7 protein-coding genes and 1 pseudogene are annotated in these 10,755 nt (G+C 40.1%); all 8 read left to right on the forward strand.

Going from position 1 to position 10,755, the window contains the following annotated elements:
* A pseudogene (locus tag QYT14_RS18565) lies at window positions 1-432 on the forward strand (mobilization protein); the annotation flags it as partial.
* A gap of 345 nt (window positions 433-777) precedes the next feature.
* Complete coding sequence (locus QYT14_RS18570; protein ID WP_130053782.1) at window positions 778-1,236, forward strand: hypothetical protein; 459 nt, start codon at window positions 778-780, stop codon at window positions 1,234-1,236.
* A 114-nt stretch (window positions 1,237-1,350) separates the two neighbouring features.
* A complete protein-coding gene (locus QYT14_RS18575; RefSeq protein ID WP_288326292.1) occupies window positions 1,351-4,908 on the forward strand; it encodes a leucine-rich repeat protein in 3,558 nt (1,185 codons plus the stop codon).
* Window positions 4,909-5,747: 839 nt separating this feature from the next.
* Entirely contained in the window at window positions 5,748-6,017 is a 270-nt protein-coding gene (locus QYT14_RS18580; protein ID WP_288326294.1) for an NVEALA domain-containing protein, read from the forward strand.
* Between the two features lie 65 nt (window positions 6,018-6,082).
* Window positions 6,083-7,120, forward strand: a complete 1,038-nt coding sequence (locus tag QYT14_RS18585) for a BF3164 family lipoprotein (RefSeq protein WP_237039526.1) — start codon at window positions 6,083-6,085, stop codon at window positions 7,118-7,120.
* Window positions 7,121-7,124: 4 nt separating this feature from the next.
* Window positions 7,125-7,685, forward strand: coding sequence for a hypothetical protein (locus QYT14_RS18590; RefSeq protein ID WP_285946416.1), 561 nt, complete (start codon window positions 7,125-7,127; stop codon window positions 7,683-7,685).
* Window positions 7,686-7,842: 157 nt separating this feature from the next.
* A complete protein-coding gene (locus QYT14_RS18595; RefSeq protein WP_288326297.1) occupies window positions 7,843-9,762 on the forward strand; it encodes a hypothetical protein in 1,920 nt (639 codons plus the stop codon).
* Window positions 9,756-10,640 carry a signal peptidase I gene (gene lepB / locus QYT14_RS18600; RefSeq protein ID WP_288326299.1) on the forward strand — a complete coding sequence of 295 codons (885 nt, stop codon included), beginning with the start codon at window positions 9,756-9,758 and terminating at the stop codon, window positions 10,638-10,640. Before QYT14_RS18595 ends, lepB begins: the two co-directional genes overlap by 7 nt.
* The last annotated feature ends 115 nt before the right edge of the window (window positions 10,641-10,755 follow it).

Below are 10,755 nucleotides of genomic sequence, written 5' to 3' on the forward strand. Positions count from 1 at the left end.
GGCAGGGAACTTGCCACGGTGCAGACCGACTACATCCAAAAACTGGAAAGGGAAAGGGAGCGGACGGCATATCTGCAAAAATGGACGGATCGTGCGTGCGGATGGTTCCCGCTTTTCGCCGACGCGATGCGCATGGAGGGGTACTGCCGTTCGGCAGGCTTCACGCCCGAGCAGACGGACCGGCTTTTCACCTTCCAGCCGTTGGAATACAGCGGAAACCTCTACTCCGAAGAGCACAAGAAAAGCCTCTCCGTGACGGACGTCACCGCACAGATGGGGATAGAGCAGGGAGAGAAAGGGAAACGCTTTGTCCTGCGCATCAACGGAAAGAACATCCTCGACTGGTTCAGGGAGCAGTTCGAGAGGCTGCTCCGACGGATACGGCCAACGATACAGCAACCGCAACGGAAAAACAAGGGATTCAAACTGTAATGACTATAAATACTTATGTGCCAACATAAAAAATGCAGGAAATATTATTGCGCTTCCTACATTTTTCATATTTTTGCATTTGAAGAGAGGAAACTCCCTTCAAGACATTTTAGAATTTGAAGAAGCGTTATGCTGAACTCTTGCGAGTGAAAACCTGAGAAATTTTCAAAGATGACAAGAACGGCATAGTGGTTCTCACGCATATAGCGTGGGCTGCTATAACCATATCTGTCATCAAAGGTTTTCTCAGGACCTTCACTCAAAGACGTGGCATGCAGTTCCACGCTTCGTGTTTAATAGAAAACCTTGAGGAGCTGAAAGGTGTACTTAAAAATTAGTTGTATTATGAAAAAAACTTATTTTTTATTTTTGTTGGGATTAATGTCTATTATGACTTTCGGTTTTAGTGCATGTTCCGATGATGACGAAAAAGCCCCCGAATCTTCATCCGCCTTAATAGGTACTTGGGAAAGAATATCTTGCACTTATCAGTATAAGGAAAACGGAGAGATCGTAGATGAAGGCAAAGATGAAGGTAATGATTTGGTTGGTTTTAAATTGGTTTTCAAAGAAGATGGGACATGTAAGAGTGCTGAATACCATACAGACAAATGGGATTGGTTCGATGAAGGTAAATGGAGTTATAGTAATGGAATAATTACAATAACCGACAATAACGAATCAGAATTGATAAAAGTAAAAACATTAACAGACTCTCAATTAATAATCGAAACAACAGATAAATACACAGAAGACGGAATCTTTTATGAAGATTATGAACTCACAGAGTATCGCAAAATCTAATAGGGATTCATCTATATTCACATCGAGCGATAAGTTTCGTAATTTAACAAATAAAACTCTTCAGGAACCTGAAAGTTATTGGAATATCACAATGAAATATTAAATTCAAAAAGTATGAAACTGAAAAAAATATCTATTTTATTCATACTGTTGCCGTTATGCATATTCTTTACAGCTTGCAGCAAAGAGAATGACAACGCCCCGAAACAATCTGAGAACATTATCGATTTTGAGCAGGGAAATATGAATTTTACAGAAGGAGCAGGCGAACAGACATTCTCCTTTACGACAAACACTGCATGGGTAGTAAGCGTAGCTTCCACACGGAACAGGGGAGTCCCTTGGTGCACCGTTGCCCCTACAAGTGGGAATGCAGGTAGCCACACTATAAAGGTCACCACAACCCCAAACGAAACCTATGACGACCGCAGTGTGACAGTCACTTTAAAGGCGGGTGCGGAAGTCAAAAGCTTTGTGGTTTCCCAAAAACAGAAGGATGCCCTCCTGCTTACCAATGACAAGTTTGAGGTGGACCAAGCGGGAGGAACTGTCACAGTAGAAGTGAAATCCAATGTCAGCTATACCGCAACTATCGGTGAGGAATGCAAAGACTGGATAAAAGAGAGCAACAGTACCCGGGCATTGTCCACCACGACAAAAAGTTACACTGTTGCCATGAACGAAGACGGTAAAAAACGTGAGGGAAGCATAATCTTTTCAGACGGTTCCTTAACGGAAACGGTACATATCTACCAAGCTGGTGGTTCCATAATTCTTTTGAGCCAGAACGACTGTCATGTAAGCGCTTCAGGGGAAGAGATTACGGTGGAACTGAGAAGCAATTGTGATTATGAGGTCGTCATGCCTTCTGTAGATTGGATAAAGGAGACCATGACACGCGGCATGTCCAGTCACACACTGCATTATACTGTTGCACCCAATGATTCTTATGACGGCAGGAAAACTGAAATCATATACCGTGACAAGTCGGATAGCAGCATAGCTGACACACTGACCATCCTGCAAGCGCAGAAAGATGCCATCATCATTTCAGAGAAAGAGGTGAAGGTCGGCAGTGAAGGCGGTACGGTTGAAGTGAAAATTGACGCAAACGTGGACTTTGAGATGCAGCTTCCGGATGTAGAGTGGATAAGCGAGACTTCCACCCGTGGATTGTCAACGCATAAAAAGTATTTGAAGATAGCTGAGAATACGGGTGAAACTTCGCGAACAGCAGAAGTTGTTTTCAAGAATACCACCAGCGGGATTGAAGAGACTTTGACCGTCAGCCAGTCCGCCAAAGGAAAGAGGGTGAAGGTTCATGTAGAAAAGGCCGGCACATTGTCTGACTATATTGCAGAATCAGAAAAACTGAATGTTGAGGAACTGGAAGTTTCCGGAAACTTAGGAGGAAAGGACATTGCATTTATCCGTGAAATGGCGGGAACATATAATCACGCCAACACGGAAGGGAAATTGGTTTATTTGGATATGACCGAGGCGAATATCGTAGCGGATGGAGAATATTATCTCCCCAACTCATCAGGAAAGGAGTATTTGCCAACGGAGAACACCATTGGCGAACGTATGTTTACCAGCCGCGGTTTACAGACGATATTACTGCCTAAAAGTGTCACATCAATAGATGACCGTGCTTTTTCCTCGTGCCACTCTCTTAACAAAGTGGTTATCTACGAGAATAGTGTCAAAACGATAGGAATGGCGGCTTTCGAGTATTGCTCCAGTCTTGCTGATATTGTCCTACCAGAAGGTGTGACAACAATAGCGCGCAGTGCTTTTTGGGGTTGTTCCAGTCTTTCCCGTATTGATTTGCCGGAAGGTGTAACAACAATAGGACACAGTGCCTTTTATGGCTGTGAGAAATTGTCAAGTGTCAAGTTGCCCAATAGCCTGACCACCATTGAGGGATTCGCTTTCAGTGGCTGCAATGGACTCACCATTACTATTCCGGACAATGTGGAATCAATGAGTATGCTGACTTTTTCCGACTGTACTGGACTTGATATAACCATACCGGGGCGTTTTTTGACTAAAATAGAAAATCCGATAGGTTCTAACTGCAAAGATGTTCGCGTGACCATCGCAGAAGGAACTACGGTTATTGAAGAATATGCATTTCAGAAACGCCCGGGTATTGTCAGCGTCACGATTCCTGAAAGTGTGACATCGATAGGACATGCGGCTTTTTGGCAGTGCTCGGGACTGACCGATATCATCATTCCCAGCAGTGTAACTGAAATAGGCGATGACGCTTTTAGCAAGTGTACAAATCTTACCAATGTCACACTGCCTGATGGTCTAACTTTCATAGGGGAAGGTGTATTCAGTGGTTGTGTTTCATTGCGTAACATGATTATTCCCGACAATATCCAGTCAATAGGGGGTCGTGCATTCGAGTATTGTTCCCATCTTACAATGACAATACCCGAAACCGTCACTTCAATAGGCAGCCAGGCTTTCAGGAACAATGCAGACCTTTCCATCGCCATGTCCGGAAATCTTTTGGATAATGCTCTTTTCTCTGATTGTGAAAATCTAAGAATAACGTTGTCTAACGGGTCAACGTTTATCAAAGAAAGTGCATTAATAAACTGTAGCGGACTAATAGAGATCCATATTCCCAATAGCGTCTCTTCAATAGGAGCCCATGCATTCTACGGTTGTACCAATCTGAAAAATATCATTATTCCTAATAAGGTGACTTCTATCGAGGAAAGAACGTTTTACGAGTGCAAGGGACTTGTCAGTGTTGTTATTCCCAATAGTGTGAAATCAATCGAGTATGAGGCTTTTAATGGATGTTCAGCTTTGAAAAGCATTGTTCTTCCCGAAGGAATGACATTGATTAAGAAATGGACTTTTGCCGACTGTAGCTCCCTTGTGGATGTTACTTTGCCGAGCACAATGACCACACTGGAGTACGGTGCTTTTGAGAATTGCACCTCCCTTCGCAGTGTGACCATTCCTAATAGTGTAAATACAGTCGACGCTCCATTTTACGGTTGTTCCAGCCTTTCCGACATCAAAGTACCTGACTATCTGTATGAAACCTCCATTTTTAGTGGAACCGGTATTACCGATATCACTGTTCCGGAAGGCACAACGGTAGTCGGCAGTTTTGCAGACTGCACCAAGCTTGCTAGTATTACATTCCCGGAAGGAATCAAGGCACTTACCGACTTTTCCGGTTGCAGTAGCCTTAGAGCCATAGATATTCCGGACGGAGTGTCGGTCATTGGTTCAGCATTGTTCAGAGGATGTGTCAATCTAACCAAAGTCACCATTCCCAATAGTGTTGTTTCATTGGAATGGTTTGCTTTTAGCGATTGCAGTTCTTTAACCCGCATTACCATTCCCAATCATATTGCAACAATAAGCTCAGGTGCATTTTCCGGCTGCTCTCTTCTCACCAATGTCACATTAGGCAGTGGGGTGGCTTCTATAGAAGATATAGCATTCCATAATGCACCGATAAGACAATTGCGATGCTACGCCGTTGTCCCTCCTAAACTGCATGGGGTGGTTGATGGTTCTTTCAGCGCAGATTTGGTTAAAGGGGCTACGCTGTATGTTCCTGCCGGAACTGGTATGGCTTATTCAGAATCAGACTGGAAGATATATTTTGAAAATATTGTTGAGATGGAAGAGTAAGCGAGCACATGAAAGGAGGTGTGTCGTAATGCGCGATGCACCTTCTTTGTGCGTAAAAAAAGAGGTGGGCAATTTTGACACACCCCCTTTGAATTTCTATATCTAAAAGCAAAAAACCAATATCGGGATGACACACTCTAAAAACAGCCCGCTAATTATTACAAAATGATATTGCGTACCCGACTGGTCGGTGCGGTTCTTCCATTATGCGAACAAATTCCGGTAACAAAATGACAAAACGGACACCCCACCGAAAAACAACATTTTTTTCTTTTTTCCTAAACACCTGTCAGTAAAGAACAGAGTATTTGTCAAGGGCGAAGGGTAAAATACCGTACGAACGAAACGAACACAGGAGATTTTTTACCCGGAGAGTGAAACGTTCCCTTACAAATATTTGTTTCTATTTTCTTCTAAATACACTATGTGTATGCAAATTGTATGTCGCATTAATTGTGTTTCATGTTTGTAAAATCATTAAATCTTTGAAAATAAAACAGTTATAAATATAGATATAAATTTAATATATTAACCTAAAGATAACCGTGTATTGCAATACAAAGGCATCTCCGCTTCGGCTAATGATAGCAGGGAATGCCAAATAAATGGAGTTTAATTTAGAGAAACAAAAGAGGGATGGTAAGAAAGCTATTTTCTTCGCAGGAACACGCTTCCTTCCACCCCTTGGGTTTCTCCTTAAAGAAAGGAGGATTAGTCCGATGCAAACTTAATGGAAATAATCAGAATCTGCAAGTCATGTATTTGCTTTTTCTGCGGTGGAGTTCTTTCCGATAAAAGATGAAAACAAGATTAATGAATCATCGAAACATAGAAAAGAGATGAAAAAGAATATTTTGAAAGCAACAGTTGTTGCTGTATTTGCTCTGGTAGCAGGATTTAATGTGTATAACTCTCAAAAGGCTGAGGGAATGATGCCTGATTTAGTATTAGCCGATATCGAGGCCAAAGCAAATACAATTGGATGTGAAACTTCTTATGGAAGTGTTCTTTATTATTGCATTGATTGGAGTGTTGTAACCATTTGCACCTGTGGAACAAGCCATTCACAACATGCAAAAAGTTACTGTCCGGATAAAATGTGCCAATAATGTAAAACATGAGCCTGAACCTCATGCAATAACATGATCTTCAGGCTCTATATTTATGATATATTATGGATAAAAAGAATTATTTCATATTGTTTGTCGTCGGCATCTTAGTGCTTTCTTGTTCTTCTCCCCAAAAAGCGGAACCACTATTTGAGCAACAAAAAGAGTTAACATTTAACACATTAAATGTTGATGAACTTTTTTTTAAGCCTTTGTGTATTGAAGTCTTTGATTCTTTACTATTAGTGTGTGACCCCACAGATGAAGGTATTTATACAGTATTGAATTTGGAAACAAAGAGTATAGTCTGTAAAGGAGGAAGCACCGGGACAGGCCCTAATGACTTAATATCTTCTTGCATTATTGATAAGATAGACAATCACCGATTTCAGGTTATAGATGTATCAAATAGAAAAACTCTTTTATTTGATATTTGGGACATAACAAAGACTGGCCAATTTATTCCTTATGACAATATTTCGTTTGAAGAGATTAGCGATAACAAGGAAAATAGCATACAATTATTATATCAAATCAATGATTCCACATGTGTAGGATTAGGCGCAATAGATGGCGCAAAATATTTACTTCACGGAAATAAAGAGAATAAATATATAGGAGAATACCCCGAACAATCAGCAACTCAGGTCAATCCTTATTGGATACACCAAGGCATATTGCACATAAATAGAGAGCAAAAAATGTTCCTTTACCATAGTCCATTCGGATATTACTGTGAATTAATGTCATTTAATAATGGTCAAATCAATCCTTTGTTTACAGACTTTAAGCCGCATTCGTATAAAGTTGACAATAATGAATGTTTAATAACACCAGAAACACCATGTGGAATTAATAATGCGGAAATAGTAAAAGATGGTGTGTTTTTATTATATTCAGGACAAACAATGAAAGACTCACCCAAAATGGCTTTTTATTGTGAAAAGATATTGTTCGCAAATTTATCAGGAGAGCATAAAATTGAATATAAATTAGACAGAATGGCATCTATGATGGCTATTGACGAGCTTAAACACAAAATATATGTTATATCAGTGAATCCACAAACATACGAATTAGAATTAGGATATTATAAATATTGAAATCATGGGAAATCTATATTTATTATTAGCCGCATTTTTATTACTATGTGTATCATGTAAAAATACAAAAACAGACAATAACAATATTGCAGAAAAAATCTGTTTGAATTTTATAGAGAAAGATAAGAATTTGATAATACCCGATTCCTTAAAAAATTTAGTAGATGGAAATTTGTTTAATATTAATAATGTATGTGATTCAGGCATTATGTTGATACATACTTTAGACATAACTTGTGGTGGTTGTGTAAAAGCGTTAGATAATCTATCTGAATATTTTGCAAAATTAGACAAAAATCATAATATAAGAACTATAATTATAGCATCTAGTGCATATATGGAAAATGAAGTTGAAAAATATTTTTTCAATTATCCTTACCCAATATTATTAGATAGTTCTGAGAACTTTAAGATAAAAAACAAAATAATTCGTGATGACATTTTATGTTCTTTCTTAATTGAAAACTCTAAAGTTTTAAAGGTTGGAGACTTAAAAGACCAGACATTCAGAGAGGAGCTAATAGATTACATTTCAAAAAAAAATCATGAAAATAAGAAAGAATAAAAAGAAATTTTAGTTGTAACATTTGTTCTGATTAGAAGATATAATGTTTACAACCTTTAGAGGCTGAAGCAATGTCTGGCTTGGTAATATTGATTATGCAAAATATTTTCCAATAAAATACCTCATACTTCTTTCAAATCGTTTAAGGTAAAAAATTATGAGAAGTAATGTCTGTTTAATTATTATATTATCCACTATCTGTTTTAGTTCGTGCTGCCGGGAAAAGGATTTAAGATATTCCCTGAATGCCGCAGGCGAAAACCGAATAGAACTGGAAAAAGTACTGGAACATTATAAAGATAGTGGCCTTAAATATGATGCTGCATGTTTTCTCATAAAGAATATGCCGGGATATTATTCGTATGCAAAAAGTTCCGGTCTGGACAGTTTGAGAAAAATACAATCCGTCATATTCCATAAAAAACATTTTCCTCGTGATTTGCAAGACAAATGGAGTAAGTTCTCCTACAAGAGCACGCCCAAGGTGTATGACTGCCACGCTATAAAGGCTGAGTATTTAATTGAAAATATAGACTTGGCCTTTGCTGCCTGGCAGAAGAGACCGTGGCGGCACTCTCTTTCATTTGACGAGTTCTGTGAATGGATATTGCCTTATCGCATAGGGGACGAGCCGTTGGAAAACTGGCGAAAGGTTTTTTATCAAAAATATTCGGCTGTACTTGATTCTTTATATAAAGGCAATGATATGATGGTAGCGGCAGACTCGTTAATCAGGTTTGTAAAACGAGAAAGCGGCTATGTATATTCTGATGAATTAAGCCTGCCTCATCTGGGAGCCCTGTTTTTGCAAAAGAACTGTGTCGGATATTGTCGGGAGAGTTGTGACTTGTCTGTATATGTCCTCCGTTCGGTGGGCATACCTGTTGCCACGGATTTCATTATAAGTGCTCCCGAAGCACAAGGTGGCCATTCCTGGAATGTTATAAAGAATGGGACCGGAATAATCCCTTTTGAATATGATGAGGGAAAGGTTACTCAAGGATATGATGACAAACGCTTAAAAGGCAAAATATACAGACAGTGTTTTGGCAAACAGAAAAAGGATATAATGGACAGGTCGGAGATACCCGCTATCTTAAAATTTCCCTACATAAAGGATGTCACCGGTGAATATTTCGGCGAAAACAGTGTGGAAATAGAAGTAGATGAGACTGAATGTGGACAATATGCCTATTTGGGAGTCTTTTCTTTTCCGGGCTGGAAGGCTATAGATATGGCGTTACACCAAAATGGGAAAGCCATGATAAACAATATAGAGCCTGATGTCATTTATGTACCTTTGGCTTCTAATCATAATGGAAGTGTGTTTCATACAATAGGATTCCCTTTCTGGCTGACAGATAAAGGATTAAAATATTTCCAGCCTGAGAAAGAAGTAGAAACCGTTGAATTATTCCGAAAATATCCGCTCCGAAAATGGACGCGTTTCCATATCAGTGAAATCATAGGAAGCCACTTGGATGTTTCAAATTCTTTGGATTTTCGACAGAGTGAGTTACTCTATATGGTTGCTGACACACCGAGAGTGAATTATAATCAAGTGATATGCCATCCCCCCAAAAAATACAGGTATGTGCGATATCAAGCAGCTGCAGATAAACCTGCACGCATTGCAGAGCTAATGTTATTTCGTTCAGAAGAGGACACGGTAAATCTGCCTTTTAAGATTATAAACGGAAGTGAGCCGTGTAAAGGAAATGAGAAAGAAGTAAAAGAGAATATTTGTGACGGAAACTATCTGACCTATTTTCTTTCAGACGAAAAAGGAGGCTATGTAACTTTAGACCTCGGCAAAGATGAATGGATAAAAAAAATAGTTTATGTGCCACGCAATGATGAAAATTTTATCAGTATAGGACATGAATATGAATTGTTCTACCAAAACGGACCGGACGGCTGGATATCTTTAGGCAGGAAAACGGCAACGGAACCCCGGTTGGTTTATAACAATGTCCCCAAAAACGCGCTGCTTTGGCTGCATAACCTATCTGCCGGCAAGGAAGAACAGGTGTTCTATATGCAAAATGGGCAACAAATATTCTTAAACAAATGGTAGGAAAGGTGAAAAAGCTGAAAAGAATAACGGACCGCCTGCTGTCTGTCGCTTTCTATATATGCATATTGATAATAGGATGGCTGGTGTTACAAATAACCTGTTTCACGACCTTTACCATCCCGTCTGATTCAATGGCTCCCACCCTGCAGGCGGGCGACCGCATATTGGTGAACAAATGGATAATGGGAGCCCGCATCTTCAATATCTGGGATGCACTGGAAGACAAGGAGGTGAAGATTCACCGGTTGCTGGGAGTCGGAAAGATTAAGCGCAATGATGTGCTGGTCTTCAATTTCCCTTATCCTGCCAAGAAAGACTCCCTGGCGATGGACGTCATGCTGTATTATGTAAAACGCTGTATCGCCCTGCCGGGAGATACGCTGGAAATAAGGAACGGATTCTATAGGATACGCGGGACAGAGGAAGAATTAGGAAATATGGCCGCCCAAAGACGCATCTCCGGCCTGACGGAAAACGATTCACGGGGAGTGGTTATGGAGAGTTTTCCGTGGAGCAAACGGTTGGGATGGACGATAAAGGAATTCGGTCCATTGCCTGTCCCGGCAGAAGGACAAGTGGTATCATTGGATAGCATCTCAATATTATTTTATCAACATATCATAAGGTACGAACAAAAAAAGGAACTTTCATTGAGGGATAAACTTATTTACTTGGGCGACAGCCTGATAAGGGAATATCGGTTTAGGGAGAACTATTACTTCGTATCGGGCGACAACATGGAGAACTCCCGCGATTCGCGGTATTGGGGACTGCTGCCCGAAAGCTACATAGTGGGAAAAGCAACAAGAATATGGAAATCGAAAGACCCTGCCGACGGACATATCCGCTGGAACCGGGTATGGAAAAGAATAAAATGAAACATATAAATAAAATAATGGCAAGTGGAATTTGTCTATTTATCACCTGGCTCTTCATTTTTGCCGGTGCGGTGGAAGCGGTATGGGGGCTTGCACAGGTATATGGCTTTACCGC

This window comes from uncultured Phocaeicola sp., assembly GCF_948499155.1.
GTDB classification, from domain to species: Bacteria; Bacteroidota; Bacteroidia; order Bacteroidales; family Bacteroidaceae; genus Phocaeicola; species Phocaeicola faecalis.

Coding starts and splice junctions, on each gene's coding strand:
- QYT14_RS18570 (WP_130053782.1), top strand. CDS start 778: ATGAAAAAAACTTATTTTTTATTTTTGTTGGGATTAATGTCTATTATG.
- QYT14_RS18575 (WP_288326292.1), top strand. CDS start 1,351: ATGAAACTGAAAAAAATATCTATTTTATTCATACTGTTGCCGTTATGC.
- QYT14_RS18580 (WP_288326294.1), top strand. CDS start 5,748: ATGAAAAAGAATATTTTGAAAGCAACAGTTGTTGCTGTATTTGCTCTG.
- QYT14_RS18585 (WP_237039526.1), top strand. CDS start 6,083: ATGGATAAAAAGAATTATTTCATATTGTTTGTCGTCGGCATCTTAGTG.
- QYT14_RS18590 (WP_285946416.1), top strand. CDS start 7,125: ATGGGAAATCTATATTTATTATTAGCCGCATTTTTATTACTATGTGTA.
- QYT14_RS18595 (WP_288326297.1), top strand. CDS start 7,843: ATGAGAAGTAATGTCTGTTTAATTATTATATTATCCACTATCTGTTTT.
- lepB (WP_288326299.1), top strand. CDS start 9,756: ATGGTAGGAAAGGTGAAAAAGCTGAAAAGAATAACGGACCGCCTGCTG.